Raw genomic sequence first — 18,340 nt, 5'->3', positions numbered from 1 at the left:
GCCAACCTCCTTTGCCGAGAGTCCCAGCGGTCGTTGGAAAGGCCGCCGGAGACGAGTAAACTAGTAACGAAATTTATGCATGGGAACGTCTGCTTGGGAACGAACGTCCCTCCATTCGCAGAGCGACGTGACGTATCAACTCGAGGTTCGCACCCCGGGGCTACCTGACGTCGCCACTGCGTGGCTGCGGAGTCAAGCGTTTTGAAATCGGCACCTTCTAACCAACGAGTTGAATCTCTATGAATATTGCGTTTGCCCAGCTGCGGCGAGTTCTGCAGATGCCTTTGGCGGTCGCCGGCTTGCTGACGCTGGCGATGCTGCCTTCGCTGGCCGCTGCCGAAGCTGCCGATTCTTTGGTGTTGAAACCAGCCGACGGCCAGGGTGAGGCCAAGAGTGTGGTGTTGATCGCTGGCGACGAAGAGTACCGCAGCGAAGAGTCGCTGCCGATGCTGGCCAAACTGCTCAGCCAGAAGCACGGTTTCCACTGCACGGTGCTGTTCTCCTTCGGTCCCGGCGGAGCGGATTACATCGATCCAAATAACCAACAAGGGCTGCGCGGTTTGGAGGCGCTGGACGACGCCGACTTGATGATCATCGCGACCCGCTTTCGGCGGCCCTCGGCCGAGCAAGCCAAGCACGTGACGCAGTACCTGAATGCTGGCAAGCCGGTTATCGGACTTCGCACCGCCACCCACGCCTTCACCGGCGGGGGCACGTTTGGCGAGTCGATTCCGTACGGCCAGTTCGGCCGCAAAGTGCTGGGCGAGCAGTGGGTCAGCCATCACGGCGCACACAAACGTGAGGGAACGCGAAGCGTCGTCCAGGACGAGCACCGCGATCACCCAATTCTAAATGGCGTCGACGAAATCTTCGCTCCTACGGACGTCTACGGCGTGGTGCACCTGACCGACGAAGACCAAGTGTTGCTTCGCGGGGCGGTCACCGAATCGCTGGATCCCGCCAGCCCCAACGTCCAGGGCGACAAGAACGACCCGATGCAACCGCTGGCCTGGCTCCACAGCTACACCGCCCCCGACGGCGCCGCGATGGGACAGTCCTTCTGCACCACGGCCGGCGGATCGGTCGACTTCGTCGATGAAGACCTGCGGCGTTTGGTCGTCAACGCGGCTTATTATCTGACCGGTCAGGACGTACCGGCCAAGGCCGATGTGGCTTTCGTCGACCCGTTCTACCCCAGCTTCTACGGCTTCATCCGCGACAAAGACTATTGGCAGCGGCATGACATGCAGCCCGCAGACTATGGGCTGGGAAAATCGCCCGTGCTGCCCGATCCGCCGGGATCGCCCGAGTGGCCGCACCGCCCGCAGCCCGGCCTGTCGATCGATTGAGCCGTTATCCCCCCGAGGATAACGACCCGCTGTCGCGATTCATGGCCACGTTTATCGCCACTCGCAGCCAGAAACCGGCTGGGTTACCTTGAAACCCTCCGGCCTGCCGTGAAAGCCGCTGGCGTTAGCGTGTTCGAAGGAAACTCCCCATGTTGTTCGTCTCTTCGTTCCTAGCGGCCTTGGCGCTGGTGGTGGTGCATCTGTTCAGCAGCCGGCTTCGCTTTCTGGAAGTGATTCCGCGGAGCCGATGGTTGTCGATCGCCGGGGGCGTCGCCGTGGCCTACGCGATCCTGCATCTGTTGCCGGAACTGCAGAAGTATCACGAAGCGCTCAGCGAAGTAGGCAGCCGTTTGTCGCTGCCGGGCGAACACGTTATCTACGTCCTCACTCTGTTCGGCCTGGTGGCCTTCTACGGCTTGGAAAAGTTTGCGGCCAAGTCGAAGGGCCGGGCACACAGCGACACAGAGAATGCGGGCGTGTTTTGGCTGCACATCGGATCGTACAGCGTTTACAACGCGCTGATCGGTTACCTGCTGGTGCGTGAGGACCGCAGCTTGCGATCCCTGCTGCTGTTCTTCGTCGGGATCGGATTGCACTTCGTCGTCAACGATCACGGCCTGTGGCAACATCACAAGCAGACGTATCGCCGCTTTGGCCGCTGGATGCTTTCCGCTGCGATCATGCTCGGCTGGTTGGTCGGGATCGCGACGGAGATCCACGAAGCCATCACCGCCTCGGTGATCGCATTTTTAGCCGGCGGAATCCTGCTGAACACCTTCAAAGAAGAACTGCCCGAGGAACGAGAAAGCCGCTTCTGGGCGTTCAGCCTCGGGGCCCTAGGTTATGCTCTGATCCTATTGTGGATGGGTTGATAAAGGGGCGATCCGCGCCACCTCCGAGAATCCTCCATCCTCGGCTTTCTCACGTTTAACTTTGATGGCCCTTCTTTTCCGTAGTTAATTTCGGGCGTGCATCGCGGTCTCCTAGACGGAACCCCATGTCGAGGAGCCATGATGGAGAATCGATCCGATCGAACTTGGCCTTTACCGCGACGCCCTTGGGTGATGCGGATGACTTGGTCTGAACTGTTGTTCGCCCACTGGGCCATAGAACCGGATGCGGTGGCCAGGTGGCTGCCCGCCGGAGTGACGCTGGATAAGCACGAACGACAAGCTTGGGTAGGCGTCGTCCCGTTCTTGATGTCCGCGGTGAGGCCTCGTTTTTGTCCGCCGATCCCCGGGCTGAGTCGTTTTCTCGAGCTGAACGTGAGGACGTACGTAACCGTTGATGGGAAACCGGGGGTGTGGTTCTTCTCGCTGGATGCGGAAAGTCGAGTGGCCGTGCGGATGGCTCGGGCGGGGTTTCACCTACCGTACATGGATGCCAAAATGGCGATGGAAACCAGCCCGGATGGCACGATCCACTACCGCAGCCGGCGGACGCATCGCGGCGAGCCGCCGGCTGCGTGGGACGCGAGTTACCGTGCGACCGGCGAGTTTCGAGAAGCGGAACCGGGTTCGCTAGCCCATTGGCTGACCGCCCGGTACTGTCTTTACGCCGCGAACCGGCGTGGTCAAATCTATCGCGGCGAGATCGATCATCGACCCTGGAAACTCGCGGCGGCGGACTGTGAGCGACGAACGAATAGGATGGGCGATGGAATCGGCATTCCCTTCGAAGGCCAGCCGCACCTCTTGATGGCCGAACCGCTCACCGTGCGAGCGTGGGCGTTATCGAAGTGCGGTCGGTAATCCAAAACACCTGACATTTAGCCAACGCAGCGTCGCCACTGATCGAGTGCGCAGTAAACAACGACTAATAGACAAACCTTGCAGATACGATGTCCGGACCATTACGCGGACGTAAACACAATGTTCACCTTGCGATTCACTGGTTGTGTTGATTCCGATGAACTGGCTGCTCAGAACCAGCTTGTTTTGGAGATTCGGTATGAGCTTGCGGAGTCACTTGGTCATTCAGCTCTGGAGGCGATTGAGCAAGGAAAGTACCTGGGGGATCACGGGCTAGTGGACTGGTCGGCAGAAATCAGGGCGGCTGAGGCAGCGAAGGTTTCTCTACCGCCGAATTCGTCGCTGCCGAAGGTCGCCAGCAAAAGTCTGCCCGAGACGCAGGTAGTGGTAATCAATCAGACCACCCTTAAGGCGGCACGTGAATTAACCGAGAGAGGCGATCGGCCGTTGGCGCTGAACTTTGCCAATGGGGTTGAGCCCGGTGGCGGGTTTCTGCGGGGGGCCACCGCTCAAGAAGAAACGCTGTGCCGCTCCAGTGCGTTGTACACGACGTTGGTTGCCGATCCGATGTATGCGTTTCATCGCAGCAATGATCCGGCTGCGTCGAGTGACTGGGCGATCCTATCACCCAACGTACCGGTCTTTCGAGACGATGCCGGAATGGAACTCGATCAGCCTTGGCGGCTTAGTTTTTTAACTTGTGCGGCACCGTACGCTCCCACGATCGGCCGTCGCGATGCCGAACCAATGCTACGCAACCGGATTCATCGCGTCCTGTCGATTGCTCAGGCCTACGAATACGAATCCCTGGTCTTGGGCGCGTGGGGATGTGGCGTGTTCGCTAACGACCCAAGGCAAACGGCGCTCGACTTCCGAGCCGCTCTGGAAGGCGAATTCGCCGGGACGTTTGGGCAGGTGGTCTTCGCCATCGCGGATTGGTCGGACAATCGCCGTTTTCTTCGGCCATTCTGCGAAGTCTTTTCATCCAGCCGCGAGAGTTCGTCGGGCTAAGAACCGGTCGAAGTGTCCAGCCTAGTCGACATCCTGTCAGGATGGTCCGAGCATCCCAATCTTAACTGCGGGATTTTCTTAGGCACCCGCGGTGGTGTCCGAAGGGTGTGGTCTAACGGATCAAAAATGCTGGCGGCAGGCAATGCTTGCCGCCACCCAGAGACACCACTGGGCGCACCCCGACCGCGATATCCCTGGCCGTGCCCGCGTCCCCGCAGAGCTTGCTTTCGTTTCTCGCGGCAACTTAAGCGTGACGGCTGTAGACTTGCTGAGGCAAAGCATTCGGACACCACCGCCATGCCTTCGAAAATCCACCATCCTTGGATTTCTCACGACAAACCGGGATGGACCATTCTTGGCTTTGTTAGATTCACTCAGCCAATAGATGCAATTCTTTCCCCTAATCGCTTCAAGCGTTCGGATTTGACATCGCTAAGCACCTGTGACTCGATGCGTGAACGTATTCTCTGGCCAGTACGTCGAAAGCCCAGCTCTCGCGCGGTTTGACGAACCAAGTCGTCCATTGTCATCGCCCCGGCCTGACCGAGGACGTAGCTCGTGGCTAGCTGGATGGTTTCCGTTGGCACCTCGTCTATGGAGTTGAAACTCAGTTTGTCGCGGTCGGAATGACCGTTGTTTTTGTGAATAACGGTTGGCTCTAAATCCTGTTCGTCGGTCAGCTCTTCGGTTGCACCCTGGCCGTTATTCGATGTTCGTGTGGGGGTAGCAATCGCTTGCTCGTAGGCTTGCAAGATGCGCTCTACCTGTCGTTCTGGACTTCGAACCCAATCGGTTGACCAAACACGAACGATCGTCCAGCCCAAGCTCTCCAGAATCGATTGACGAATGCGGTCTCGATCGCGGGCAGTATGAGATGAATGGTATGTCGCACCATCGCACTCAACAGCCAAGCAAAAATGCCCAGGACGTTCCGGGTGCTTCAGCGCCAAATCGATCCGGAAACCTCCACATCCCACCTGAGAGACAGGTTCGAGCCCCAGGCGGATCAATGCGTTGGCAACTTCTTCCTCAAAAGGACTGTCTGTTCCACCGGCAATCTCTTGCATCGCCAAATCAAGGGTGTCAACGCCTCGTTCAGCGTAACTAAGGTAGCTCTTCAGCAAGTGGGCGCCCTCGCTTTTACTGCCGGACAAATCCATGTCTGCGGACCGTACGGAGGCGACGAACGTCAGCGACTCGCGAGCCCGAGTCACAGCGACATTGAGACGACGTTCTCCGTGCTGTTTATTAATCGGGCCAAAATTCTTGTTGAATTTTCCCGCATTGTTGAAGCCATAGCCCAGTGACAGGAAAATGAAATCTCGTTCATCTCCTTGAACGTTCTCGAGGTTTTTGATGAACAGGGGTTCGTCCGTGGTGCCAAACTGACTAGCACCATGAAACAAGGCATCGATGTCACGGCGTTCTCGTCGAAGGTCGTATAGGGCATCTTCAATCGCCCTCTGTTGAGTCGAATTGAGCGCGATGACGCCAAGCGACTTATCCGGTCGCGTGCGAACGTGCTCGATGATCATCTCAACCACGCGTTCCGCTTCGGGCAGATTTTTTCGATCGACCCAACGCCCGTTCGGGACGTGCTCGAAGCTGACGCCATCGTCGTCATCGACACTTGGGAAGGTTACCAATTCCCCATCGTAGAAATGACGGTTGGAGAACGCGATCAACGGCTCCCGTTTCGATCGGTAGTGCCATTTCAGTCGCTTGTTCGGCATTCCGACCGACTTACACAGAGAAAGGATGCTTTCGTAATCACCGATGTCATCTTCCTCGTCATCGTCGGATTCAGCATCTTGGCGACTGAAGAAGTTCGTCGGAGGAAGTTGCTTGTCATCACCCGCGACGATCAACTGTGTGCCACGGTAAATCGCTCCCAAAGCATCCCACGGAAACACCTGAGATGCTTCGTCAAAAATGACTAGATCAAAACGCAACTCATCACAATCCAGGAAAGTGCTGACCGATAAAGGACTCATCATCACACACGGTTTGAGGCGTTGCAGCACACTTGGAATTTCTGAGAAGAGTCGCCGCAACGGCTTGTGCTTCCGCTTCTTCGCGATCTCTTTTTGCAGGATTCCTAGCTCGCTGGAGTCAGCACCGACAAAGCTGTTTGAAGGCCGGTCCGATCGACCAAGTTGATACTGACGTATCTGTGTTGCGGCGGCTTGAACTTCCCATTGGTCAAGTTGCTGAAATCGGTCTCTAACTCGATCGTGCTGGTCGATGTCGAATTCACCGAATTCTCGATCCGTCTCTGCAAGTTCATCGAACAACTCTCGATAGACTTGCATGGCAACGACATCTGATGCCTGATCGGGTTCGAACCGACGTTCGGTGAGTTCTTTAATGAGGGTCGCCATGCCGGCCGCATCGACATCCTTACGCCAAGCCGCAAACGCGATCCACCTGTCCAGCGATTCCGTTTGGTCGATCCACCGGTTACAGCATTGCGCGAGCTGATCCAGGGAGAGTTTGGAAATTGATGTCTCTCCCACGAGGCTTTCATCGAAATCGAATAACGTTTCCAAGAATTCCACGGCCCGCCAAAAATCTTGATCGACCAACCACTCAGCGACTTCGGTAATCTGCTGCACCTGGGATCGAATCTGCCTCACTCCGGCGACAGCCTTTAGGAGTGGTGTTAACCGGTTTGCCGCTGTGGTGGATTCGAGCCATTCGGCCGGCTCTAAATCGCTTGAGTCAATAGCATCGATCTGCTGGGTCTTCAGCAGCGACTCAGCGGCAGTGACACGCTGCTTGAGCTTTTTGCATTGACACGCTTGCTGGGCGAGATTTGCGAGTTGTTCCAGTGTCGGGTCGTATGCAGGATCTAGCAATTCGACAACAGCTTTGATGCGCCGCAACTGGTCACTCAGTTTGCGATGTTGATCGCGAACATGTTTCATGAAGTCCTGAAAGGTGAATTCATTTATCGTAATGCGATCAGCCTGGATGGCTTCGTGAAATGCGGCGAACGCTGACTGTAGGTCGGACGTCAGCTCTTTCCATGCTGTGTTTCTTGATCGAAACCGCGTGTCGCACCATGTTGACAACAGATCACCAGAACTCAATCCAATCGACAGGAACAGCTGGGCTGCTTGGACGCCGTCGTTCATCGCTTCCCAAGATTCTCTGTCCGTGGGTTGCAGGTTCTCTGGGAACCAATCCGAGTACCTTTGCGATCCAGCGATCAGGTTTTCGTTGCGATCCCCGTAGAGCTTCAAAGCCTTGCACAGCTTAGACAGTTCTTCGATAGAACGAAGCGAACGGTTCGCGACTTGCTCACAACTACGCCATATCTTGGCGGCACGCTCGATGCTCTCCTTGTAATTGGCAAGCCGGTCGTACTTCGCGGAGTTGCCGTCTGATAGATTGAGTAATCCTGGCGCATGTTTACTGAGCTCTGCATGGGCGGAACGAAAAGCTTGCGAAGACTGAACATAGGCACTGGCGCTCTCGGCGAGCGCCGAGTCTTCGATGAGAATGGGACCGTTTGGCAAACCATCAACAAGTTGCGGCCATGCTTTCTGTAATTGATCCAGACCATCTAACGCTGCGGAGAGGCGATTCCAATGCGAAACTTCTAAAGCATCGAACCCATCTGGTAATCGGTCAGACCAGTACGCAGCGGATGACTGCACATCCGTTTGCCGTCGATGATATCGCTGTAGCAGCACAATATCATCGAGAAGATCGCTGCCCTGAGGGACGTTGTCGTTGTACAAATCCGCTAGTTCGAGCCTGTACTTTCCGAACCCACCAAACCACCGCTTCCACAGGGAATTGAATGCGGCTCCTTTGGCAACCACCGGCTCACTGGACTGGCGAAAAGCTCGATGAGACATGCGATCTTGAAGCCCCAGCTTGATCGATTTCGCATCCTCAAGGTCACTGATTGCCTCTTCGCACAGCTTGCCAAGGACACTGCGGTCCTCGTGATCCTTGAATCCGCCAAGAAGCCAGCCAGTCGTCTGTAGCTGCTTCACGGCGTCGGATAGAAGGCCCGTCGGATGTATTTTCTCTGGCCAGTCCGACTCTGTCAAAGCTAATCCAGAAATCAGTTTTTGCTGTGATGCCTCCAACGACGTCATTGACTCAAGCATCTGAGTCAGCGTTGAGACGGCGGAATCCATTTCCTCCAGCGTTTTGATGCCTGATGCGATGACTTGTTCGATCACGTCGTCTGTCTGATCGTCGTCCTTAACGCGTTGGGCGAGCGGGAGGATTTGATCGGCTGGCAAGAACGGGGAGAGATGCTTCGCCAAGGTTTCGTTCTTGGAGGCAATCGAGACCGCCTTTTGAGCTAAGGCTTGGATCGACGGTTGCGATTCAGGCTCGAGCCACGAGGTCCGTCCCGGGCCGATTCTTACCGCCATCGCAGCAGCTTCGCAGAGCTTTTGAATGTCCGCTAGCTTCAATTCGCTAGGCAGTTTCAACTCCGTTTTTGTTTGCCATGCATTCAGAGTTTCCTGAAGGCGTTGGGCGGAGTCGTGGATCGGTTTAATCCGCGTCAGTTGTGCTTCGATCTGACTGCGTTGTTCGGACAGTCTTGGCGATAAATTGACAGAGAGGCCATTTAGATTTGGGTCGGGACGCAACGCTTGGAAGCCTTCGCTCAGTTCTTGCACCGAGTCGACGGTCAGGGAGAGGTCGGAGGGTGTTGCCAGCGACTCAAGCGATGGTCCCATTTCCTCAATGGCAGCACGCGAACGGATAAGCTCGATGATTGATGCTGATGTCTTTGCGGGATTGCGTAGCCAAGTTTCCGGTATCTCCGGCGTAGTCAGAGCCGAGGAGCACACTTGAAGCTTGGTTCTCAAATTCTGAATCGTTACCGGGTCCAGTAGATTGGCATCGGTCAACGGATTGAAAACTTCCGCCAACTGAAGACTTCGATCCGCCAATATCTCCAGGTGATGCTTCAAGTCGTCGTGTAGGGAAAGCGAACGGGTTGTCCGGTGACAACCTCGCCAGGGATGATTCTCATAGTCGCGAATCAGATCGGCAAAATCGGCTGCACGATCGAGTAGACGCAGCAGACTATCGAAAGCCGACCGATTGGCTTTCACCTTGGGGGGAATGGTACACCGTGTTTTCGATCCGGCTCCAGCCGCCTTCAAGCGACTGATGCGACCGAACAACTCAAACGGAGAAAAGCCAAGTGGCTCGCGGGGCCGGTGCAGGTTTCGGGCGTAGCGATTCAGGTTCTCTCGCTGGGAGGCAAGTTCTTCCAGTTTCGGACTAGGGTCCTTATAGACTTCGGCAGGCAGGTCGAGGCATCGTTCCAGTTCAAAGAGGACGGCTCGCCGGTTTGCCTTGCTGGAGTGACATTCCAAGCAGAAATCGCCCAAGCCTCGCTGCTCCAACCGGTTTTTAACGACTTCTAACGCCGCGATCTTCTCGCTTACAAACAAAACCCTACGACCCACTGACAATGCATCAGCGATGATGTTCGCAATCGTTTGGCTCTTGCCCGTGCCCGGAGGCCCATCAAGTACGAAACTGACACCACTGCGAGCTGCTGCAATTGCCTCAAGCTGACTGGAGTCACAGTCCAAGATGGTTTTGACTTCGCCAGGATCCAAGGCGTCATCGAGCTCATTGGATGCTGGAACGTCATCTATCGGGCCAAACGAATCCGGGCCCAGGGCCGCATGGTCGCCTCCGAGGATGCGACAGGTCGAGTTGCCGGTAACTGCGGTACGATGCTCGCCCAGATCTTGCCACATCGCGATTTTTGGGAACGCAAACCGACCAATCGCGCAGCGATCTTCGACCTCCCAACGATCGTTGTTCGAAACCGCTTCCCGAACGGCCTGCAAATAGGCTAACCGAGCGTCCGGTTCTTCTAGCTCGCTGATCTCCGGTAGCGGAGGCAGATCCAATTTGAAGTCCTGGTGGAGTCTCTGACGCAAACACAGGTTGTCTAAGGCATCGTCCTCGGCCTCGGTCAATTCCCAGGGAGCACTTGTTGTCTCGCGTGATAGTGATACCGGGACCAATACAAGCGGGCTGATGCGTTGCTCGCCTGAATCGACGGACTCATACCACTTCAGAAAACCAAACGCGGCATAAAGCGAATGGACGCCTTGCTCCGACATTGATAACTGCGCATCGCCAGCCAGTTTTCGCAGTTTCCGATCCAGCGCGGTGTCAGTGCGATCGACCAGCAGATCAGTCGGCTTTAACAGCGGTGATTCACGGCATTGCGATAGTGGTGGATTCCACTCTCGCCGTTTGGGACGCTTGAAACCCGAAGCATTGGTCGTTGCACTTTCTTGCGCGTCGTCGGGCTTGGATTCAGTGGGCGTGTCATCCTCGAACTCTTGCCAGTCCGCTGGCGGCGGAATGAGATCGCGCCGCCAGGGGAAACGCATTGAGGAAGCGCCCGCTTCGGAATCCGCTGCCAGGGTACGCCAGATCACTTCTGTAGAAGGCGTATCAAATTCGATCAGACTGCTCCGCTCGGTAAAGCGGCAATTGATCAACGGATTACGGTTTCCAAGATCCAACAAGCGTTCCCGCCAGCTTTCCAACTTGGTTTCCAGATCGATGCCAGGATTAGACGCTGTATCAGCCACGACGGATCCTCCCGCCGCTCGTATTGCCTAGCTTTCCACCAGCAACGCCTTCTCTGAAGTCTTGCGAATCGATTTGCTGAAAGGAGATCATCGAACTACCGAGCTTTACCTAATGTCTTCGAGGAATTCGGAAACCGGATCGACGCCGGTAATCAGAAGATGGTCGCGGGCGCGGGTGCTGGCGACGTACAGGAGATGACGTTCTGTGTTGTAGAGGTCTTCGAGATCAGCATGGTCGCCGATGGCTCGGATCCGCTCTTCCAGAGGAATGATGTCGTCGTCGCAGGCGATGACGCAGACGCAGCGAAACTCGAGTCCCTTCGCTCCGTGCATCGTTGCCAAGCGGATGCCACCGAGACCGCGACCGGAGAGGTCGGATGCCTTCCGAATAGCGTCGCGTGCGCGGGCCAATTGCGCAGCGGTGCGGCCAAAAATGGCAATTTCGGAGGGGGCAATGCTTTCGTTGACTCGGGTAAGCAACCAATCGGCGATGTGATCCGTTTCGGCATCTTCATCATCCGCAACATGGATGGTTGGAGGCGGGCCGTTGAAGACGCTGACCGTTCCGTCGCGACTTTCCTCGTTGCCGTCGACATCCGACAAGGTTCGGTCCAAAAGCCGATCGGCACTTCGGCGGATTTGATGAGACGTGCGGTAATTGATCTTCAACGTCCGGCTGCGTCCGCGGATATCGACTCCCAGCGATGACCACGAAAACGGAGTTTGGAATATGCGTTGGCCCAGGTCGCCCGCGAAGAATAGTTCACCGGCATTCCGGTTCGCTAAACGGCTCAAAAACCGAAGCTGAGCGGGACTGACGTCCTGGCACTCGTCGACGATGACAGCGTGAAACGGATTGGTGGTCGATGCTGCCAACTGGGCATAAACCATGGGCATGGTTTTCTTGCCCTGTTGGGACAGTTTTTCGCGAAGTCTCTGAAACACTTCCCATGCTTGCCTGCGCCCGGCTTCACCGAGACGCGTCTTGCGACCGAGACGTTTGAAGTCTCGATATTCAGGCCAATCGTTGAGGTTCCAGCCGTCAACAACATCGTTCCATTCGTCGAGTAAGAACTGCGGAGATAGCGAGACCTTCTCGTTGTCGTTTGCTATCAACTCAATCAGTTCCAAGACCTCGCCATCTTCAACGGTTTCCGGTGCTGTTGTCTGAGAGCGAATGAGTTGCTTCGCGATCTCGTCCATCGACGCGACGACAAGCATGGGGGGAGTTTCCAATTCGGGCAAATCGCTCGACAGTCGCTCGGCTGGCACGAGTCGCTTGACCTTGTGTCGGAGCGATCTTGCCAAGTCCTCCGAAAAAGTAGTCAGCAACACGTGGCCTTTGTTCGCCTTCAATGCCGCAGCGGCTCGGTGAATGGAAACAATCGTCTTACCGGTTCCTGCACTTCCGGAGACGCGGGCCGGGCCACTGAAGCGACGGTCCACGAAGCCCCGCTGCGAGGGATGCAGGAAGACGATCCATTTTTCCCAAGGGGCGTCCAGGGCCGCCGCGAGCTCGTCGGCGTTATCGAGAACGCGGAATCGTCGCTGAGCATCCGGATGGCTGAAGGGATCGGCATCATCGGCAGCGATGCTCCGAGGTTCCGGTCGGCCGCCGGTTGCCAGCACCAGCAGGGCTTCGGCGGCTTCGCCCGGCAATCGATCCGCGATGGTCAGCAGCGAATCTTCGTCGGCGGCCAAGCAATCGTCGACCCACTGGTCGGGCACCCCGTACGTCAGTAAGTCCTCTCGAACGACGCCACTCAAACAAGGAGGCGAAGGTTGTTGAGGAGCCTCTACGTACGTCGGCACTTCGATCTCGCGAACGGTTTCACGGATCTCCACCAGTTGTGCGGCACCCGTTTTCGGGTGTCTTTCCAGCTTCCGTTTCTCGGCCCACCGATACGCCTTGTCGTGATGGTCAACGTAGCAAAGCAGCAGGCTCGCATCCGTCTTGTGAACGATCACGCGGATATCACGTCCCGCCCGAATGGACCAGAAGTTTTTATCCTTGCAGCGCTCAATGCGATGGAACTGCAGCCCAGGGTTTGCTGGATTGACCTGCAAATCAAAAGCGGTCGTCTTGACAGATTTCTGCTCGTCGGCTGCAAGCCGAGTCAGGCTGTCGGTAAAAGTGTCGGAGATGCGGAACTGCACATCATCCATTAAACTGCCCAATCTCAATGGCTTCCCGAAGTGATTGTGATAAGGTTTCACAATTCGAACGTAGGCTCGCCGTATTGATCGAGAACTTGCCGTTGGACTGATATCCTAAGGCTTCAACCTTGCCTCTCCAGCCACCTCTTTTCATTGCTGCATTAATCTGGTCAACGATCTTGCCAATCCATTTCCGGACGTCTTTGTAATGCTCACCTCCCTGAGCTTTCCAATCAAGATGAACGTCTATTTCATCCTCTATTGCTGAGCAAGATAGACGAACGCCCAGTCCACCAAGGGTAAACACGTACTCGCCGGACTTGGAATCATATGTAAACGGCAAATCGGAACTCCGTTTCGCAAGTTCTTCCGCCCAGAAATCGACGTCTCTGACATTATTTGGTGTTTCCTCAGCGACTAGCATCCTTGTCAACTCAGACTCAAACTGCACCACATCAATTCGGTCCGCTTGTTTTTCCTTAGTGCTGTTTCTGACGAGCCTTGCTAATCGTCTCGGCAGTGACTGCCAGCGACCAGCGGTACGACCAGCAATTTTCCTCGCGACAGTTTGTTCCCAGTCAGCTAAAACCGGCTCCATTGGCTTTGGGTCTTCCTTGGTACAAAGAAAGTAGAGTGTAGTACCAAGTCCGTAGGAATCGACTAACGCTGACCGCGTACTAACCCCCTGTTTTCTGTAGATCATTTCGGGCGGCAGGTAACCGTTGCTAGCATTAGGGTCCTGGACAGACATCTCAATTGCGTCGCGATGCCACGACAAATCAAAGTCCAAGATTTTCACATCCCAATCTGTTGGATCCTCCCAGGAATTCGGGATCATAATGTTGTGCGGTCGAATGTCACGATGCAGAACCCGTTCTGGGAGCTGATGCCCCGCTCGAATAATTGAAACAATTTTTTTCATAACGGTTAACACATCAATCCACTCAAGTCTTCCCCGCTGAATTACCGCATTTGCAAGATTGTCACCATCAATGAAATCCATCACTGCAAATGCCGGAATCTCCGCTGCCATGCGATATGTGACAACACCACTAACGTTGCGACGATCCAGGATCTTCATGGAAGAGACACCTCGTCGAAAACTATGCAATTTCTCTGCGTCATTCCGGATAGCTTCATGAAGCAACTTGACAGCCACTCGATTACCATCGGGACTGATCGCCTCGTACACTGTCCCGAAACCACCCAAACCGACCTCCCGCAGCAACTTAAATCCAAAAAGCGTGTCACGTTCAGTTTCCGGCTTTGCGTACCACGCACGATGAATCGCAGCGTCGTAAGCTCGACAAAACTCCCCGTATTCACGAAACGAGCCATCACTGTCTGCGTTCAGCAGTTCTGTCGCTTTAAAGTTCAGGAAACCTCTCAGCTTCTCCGGATCCCACATTTCTACTTCGCTAGGAGATCCCTCCAGCGCCAACGAATCATCAGCTAGCACGAGGTCTTTGCTTGCAATGACAGGTGTTGGCGAAGGTTCATCTGGCACAGCTGTGCCAAGCACTTGCAATATCTTGTTTAGTCCAGTGTGATCTCCGTTCTCCGCACGATACAAAATCACCTGAAGCCCTGCACTCTCAGCCCACTCAATTGTTTCCGTGTCACTTCGGTTCGTGATCCAGAAGTGCTGCCCTGTATCGACTCCAGAAGACTTTAGATGTGACAGGAAACCGCCAACCGCAACGTCGTCGGCACTAATTCCACAGAACACAACGGTGTGAGCCGCAAAACAAGACCGCATAAATGTTTGATATGCATCCCTACGCAACAGGCTGCTGAGCGAATCCTTAGTAAAAACCCAAGACTCCGCATCATTGTAGTTCCCGTGCAAGTTAGCAATGAATGGGTTGGATGAGTTGATTAGGTGAGTATAACGTCCGGCAGACGCCCCATCAAATAGCTCAACATTGGCACCAGGACGTTCGGATGAGTGAGAGCGGGACGCGAGCCTGTCGAGATTGAGGTTTAGAATACCCGCAGTATTGAACGCCCACAGTTGTTTATATGCTTTAGGGACAACACATCTATCAGACACAGCCATCGCTTCGCGAATTGTAGCTGTGTAGCTAGCGGGGCCTAACTCGCGTTTAAGTATCTGAAACGCGAGCCAAAAGTCCTTTTCGAGGCGCACGACTTGCACGATGGCTCGAAGGTTTTGTTTGTCTTGTCTGGACGATGAATCCGCTCGAGACACAAGTCTCTCAATCAATCGTTCTTTTAAATCTGACCACAGGGGAATACCAGCCGGACGGCTTAGGCCGGCACCAATAAAAAATAGGATTTTGTTCGTCCGCTCTGCGCAGATCGAAGCAAGAGATTTCAAACTAGGCTGTTTATCATCAAATGTCACGAAACGGTCCCTTTTACACGAAATACCTTCATCACTTCGTCGCCGAGGTGGTTGATGACTTTGACGGCGATGCGGCCGGATTTTGGTTGGGGGAAGGGGCGGCTCGTATCGCTGTTGAGGCTGTCCCAGGCTTCTTTGTCGATCTCGGCTTTGAGGGTGGTTTTGAGGCTCTTGTAGGGATCGTTGGCGCCGAGGAAGTAGGCTTGGCGGACGAAGAAGCTCTCTTCGTTGTAGTCGGTGTCGATGAACCAACAGGCGATGCCGTCGGCTCCGTCGCTGCGGACTTCGCCGGTGCTGGGCTGGAAGACGTCGACACCGTTGATCTGGACTTCGATGTCGCCGAGATTGGCGCCCTTGGCTTTGGACTCGCGGACCGTGATGTCGGGCTCGCCGAAGATCACGAACAGGTTGCCTTTGCCTGTATTCTTGAGGTCGGCCGACATGTGCATGTCGGCGTTCATTCGTGCTTTCAAGACCTGGATGCGGCCCAGCTTGTTGAACTCGGTGGCGTGGGCCTCGTAGTTGAAGCCGCAGGCGATCAGGACGTCGAAACCGGCGTCACCGCACTCGCGGGCGGCGGCTTTTAAGTCGGGCTGCGAGATCGTGCCGAACTCGGGGCCGACGAAGATGCCGGCGCGTACCTCTGTTTCCCCCTTTTCACTTCCCTCTTCACCCTTGATGTAGCGGCCTTCGGCAACGATGTACTCGCCGGGCCAGGGGGCAAGCGAGGTGAAGTCGATCTTGTCTTCTTTGTGGGCCTGCTGGACGCCGGATTTTTTCAGGTTGTCCAGAACCATGGTGGCGAAGTCAGCGACTTGGCCGGTGTCGCCCTGGTCGCGGGCGGTAGCTTGTTCGAGCGGGTCGATCAGTTCATCGTCTTCGTCGACCGAGAGGGTGCGATGGGGCGAGAGGGATTCGACGGTGAAGGGACCGGCGACGCGGACTTTGGTTTTGTCTTCGTAAGGTTTGTCGTACAGGTACTCAAAGTCGGCCTTGGCGGCGATCGAGGCGTCGATCTCCTTCTGGCGTTTGATCCGCAGCTTCCACCACTCGGCGTGCAGCTTTTTGGCTTCGTCAGGCCAAGGGTCTCGCGGTTCGTCTGGCAGCGTGTCGAGGGTGAAGTCGCCGCCCGTCGCTTCGTTCAGCTTTGTCAGGTCGGCGGCGGCTTCTTGCTGGATAATGGTGCGAACGCTGTCGGCGTGCTCGGCCAGTTCGACCGACTCGAGAACTTCCAGCGTCGACTCGAGTCGTCGCCGATGTTCGAGCAGCGACGCGTGCAGCTTGACCGCCTCGTCGTCCCACCGCTGCCCCGCTTCGCGTGGCACCTCCCATTCCTCCCACGACTCACCCAGCACTGAGTTCAGCTTCTGTCGGACTGGTTCGAGTTTGGATTGGAACTGCTCGTAGATGACGTCGATCTCGGAATCATTTGCAATCGACCTGAGCGTAACATGCGGCACTCGTTGGTACACAAAACCTTGTTTGATGTCCTCTGCTGGCGCTCCGAAATCAGCGATGTCGCGTCGTTCAATTTCGGCTTGCTTGATTAAACCCTCGCGACTGTCCGCCAGCAGGAAAAAAGGGAATCTGCCACCTATAACACGTGATCTCGCTAACGCCAAGGCAACCCGTGACGTGTCTGCCGTAATCCACCTTCGTCCCCATTCTTCACACACGATAGCAGTAGTGCCTGAGCCGCAGGTAGGATCAAAAACAAGATCGCCGGGATCAGTTGTCATCAAAACACAACGTTGAATGACACGAGAAATAGTTTGCACAACATAGGTCTTCTTGTCGCCAAATCCGCTCCCTCCCGCGTCCAGCCAAATGTTAGTGAGGTCTGTGACCTGCCAGTCATCGAAATACCTGCGGTACTCAAGCGTATTCCCCACCAGTTCCAGGCGATCGCTCTTGTTAAGTCGAGCAAGCCCCCGTTCCGGTGTTTTCCATTGCCTATTCGCGCCAGGGTGAAACACTCGCCCGTTGAAGGAATAGTCGATGGTAGCAGTATTGCTTCGTCCTTGTCTTCGAAGATCAGCCGTCCTGTAAATCCGGAAACGCTCATCAACAAGACTTGGACGTTCTTTTTCCAAACGGCTAAGCCGATGATAGCCTCTATTTAATTTGTCAAGTTTTTTGTCGTACTGGGTCCCAGCACCAACACCTACCTCTTTTGGAAGAAACAGAGGTCGGTACTTGACCGTCCTTATGTCTTTTGCGTACCAAAGAATATAATCAGCTTGTGAGGTAAGTATCTGCGTAGTATCTCCAGCAGTCTTCCGAATTGTAATGACCCGACAGAAGTTTTTTTCACCAAAAATCTCATCGAGTACCGAGCGAACCCGGTGAAGGTTTTCATCGCCAATTTGCAAAAATATAGAACCTGACTCGCTGAGCAGCTCATGTGTTGCTGACAAGCGATCTCTAAGGTAAGTCAAATATGAGTGAACGCCGTCTTTCCAGGTGTCACGAAACGCCTTTACCTGTTCCGGCTCACGAGTAATGTGTTCTGTTTTGCCATCCGTAACGCGGTTACTCGTGGTCGACCACTGAAAGTTGGAGTTGAACTTGATGCCGTAGGGCGGGTCGAAGTAGATGCACTGGACTTTGCCTCGTAGGCCTTCGCGTTCGGCCAGTGAGGCCATCACCTGCAGGCTGTCGCCCAGGATCATGCGGTTGGTCCAGTTGGCGTCGTGCTGGTAGAACTCGGCCGACCGGGCTTCTTCGGGCAAGCCGTTGAAGTCGCCGAACAGGTCGAGTTGCTCCGGAGGCCCTTTGTCTTTCAGGTCGTCGGTGCGACGCATCAAGTCGTCGATCAAGACCTTGGGGTGCACCTTTTCCTGGATGTACAGCGGCGGCGCATTGGCCACCAGCGGCCCGGCGTCCTGCTCGTCCTTGCCCCGCCAAACCAGCTGCGGATCCAAGTCGCGATTACGACGTTCGTAAGCCACGCGAATCGAATACTTGTCCTCGGTCTCCATCACCGACTGCTGTTCCGCAGTCGGGATGTTCGTCCGCGTGCTGTCGGCATGCGTCAGCGTCTCGACGGTCTTCTTCTTGGTCGTTTTTTTCTTCTTCGCCATATCTATTCGTCAATCGTTT

Annotated in this window: 8 protein-coding genes; 4 read left to right on the top strand and 4 right to left on the bottom strand. The window is 55.3% G+C overall.

Annotated features, from left to right (window positions below; translation table 11 throughout):
* The first annotated feature begins 239 nt into the window (after positions 1 to 239).
* The 4 genes from GE027_RS02455 to GE027_RS02440 all read left to right on the top strand — a co-directional run bounded on the left by GE027_RS02455 (position 240) and on the right by GE027_RS02440 (position 4,111).
* Complete coding sequence (locus GE027_RS02455) at positions 240 to 1,349, top strand: ThuA domain-containing protein (RefSeq protein WP_237607193.1); 1,110 nt, start codon at positions 240 to 242, stop codon at positions 1,347 to 1,349.
* 149 nt (positions 1,350 to 1,498) lie between these two features.
* A complete protein-coding gene (locus GE027_RS02450; RefSeq protein WP_153555577.1) occupies positions 1,499 to 2,221 on the top strand; it encodes a ZIP family transporter in 723 nt (240 codons plus the stop codon).
* 198 nt (positions 2,222 to 2,419) lie between these two features.
* Positions 2,420 to 3,100, top strand: a complete 681-nt coding sequence (locus GE027_RS02445) for a YqjF family protein (protein ID WP_237607192.1) — start codon at positions 2,420 to 2,422, stop codon at positions 3,098 to 3,100.
* 120 nt (positions 3,101 to 3,220) lie between these two features.
* Positions 3,221 to 4,111: a TIGR02452 family protein gene (locus tag GE027_RS02440; RefSeq protein ID WP_153555576.1), complete on the top strand. Its 891-nt coding sequence runs from the start codon at positions 3,221 to 3,223 to the stop codon at positions 4,109 to 4,111.
* A 374-nt stretch (positions 4,112 to 4,485) separates the two neighbouring features.
* Here GE027_RS02440 and GE027_RS02435 read toward each other — a convergent pair whose 3' ends face one another.
* The 4 genes from GE027_RS02435 to GE027_RS02420 form a co-directional block, all read right to left on the bottom strand.
* The gene (locus tag GE027_RS02435; RefSeq protein WP_153555575.1) at positions 4,486 to 10,713 is read right to left on the bottom strand and encodes a DUF4011 domain-containing protein; all 6,228 of its coding nucleotides are present in this window, start codon (positions 10,711 to 10,713) and stop codon (positions 4,486 to 4,488) included.
* A 105-nt stretch (positions 10,714 to 10,818) separates the two neighbouring features.
* Positions 10,819 to 12,879 carry a UvrD-helicase domain-containing protein gene (locus GE027_RS02430; RefSeq protein ID WP_237607191.1) on the bottom strand — a complete coding sequence of 687 codons (2,061 nt, stop codon included), beginning with the start codon at positions 12,877 to 12,879 and terminating at the stop codon, positions 10,819 to 10,821.
* The gene (locus GE027_RS02425) at positions 12,872 to 15,238 is read right to left on the bottom strand and encodes a protein kinase domain-containing protein (protein ID WP_153555574.1); all 2,367 of its coding nucleotides are present in this window, start codon (positions 15,236 to 15,238) and stop codon (positions 12,872 to 12,874) included. Before GE027_RS02425 ends, GE027_RS02430 begins: the two co-directional genes overlap by 8 nt.
* Positions 15,235 to 18,321 carry a site-specific DNA-methyltransferase gene (locus GE027_RS02420; RefSeq protein ID WP_153555573.1) on the bottom strand — a complete coding sequence of 1,029 codons (3,087 nt, stop codon included), beginning with the start codon at positions 18,319 to 18,321 and terminating at the stop codon, positions 15,235 to 15,237. Before GE027_RS02420 ends, GE027_RS02425 begins: the two co-directional genes overlap by 4 nt.
* Positions 18,322 to 18,340 lie beyond the last annotated feature (19 nt).

Source organism: Roseimaritima sediminicola, from assembly GCF_009618275.1.
Lineage (GTDB): Bacteria > Planctomycetota > Planctomycetia > Pirellulales > Pirellulaceae > Roseimaritima > Roseimaritima sediminicola.
Note: the sequence above shows the minus strand (reverse complement) of the source record. Positions and strands in the feature narration are given on the sequence as shown.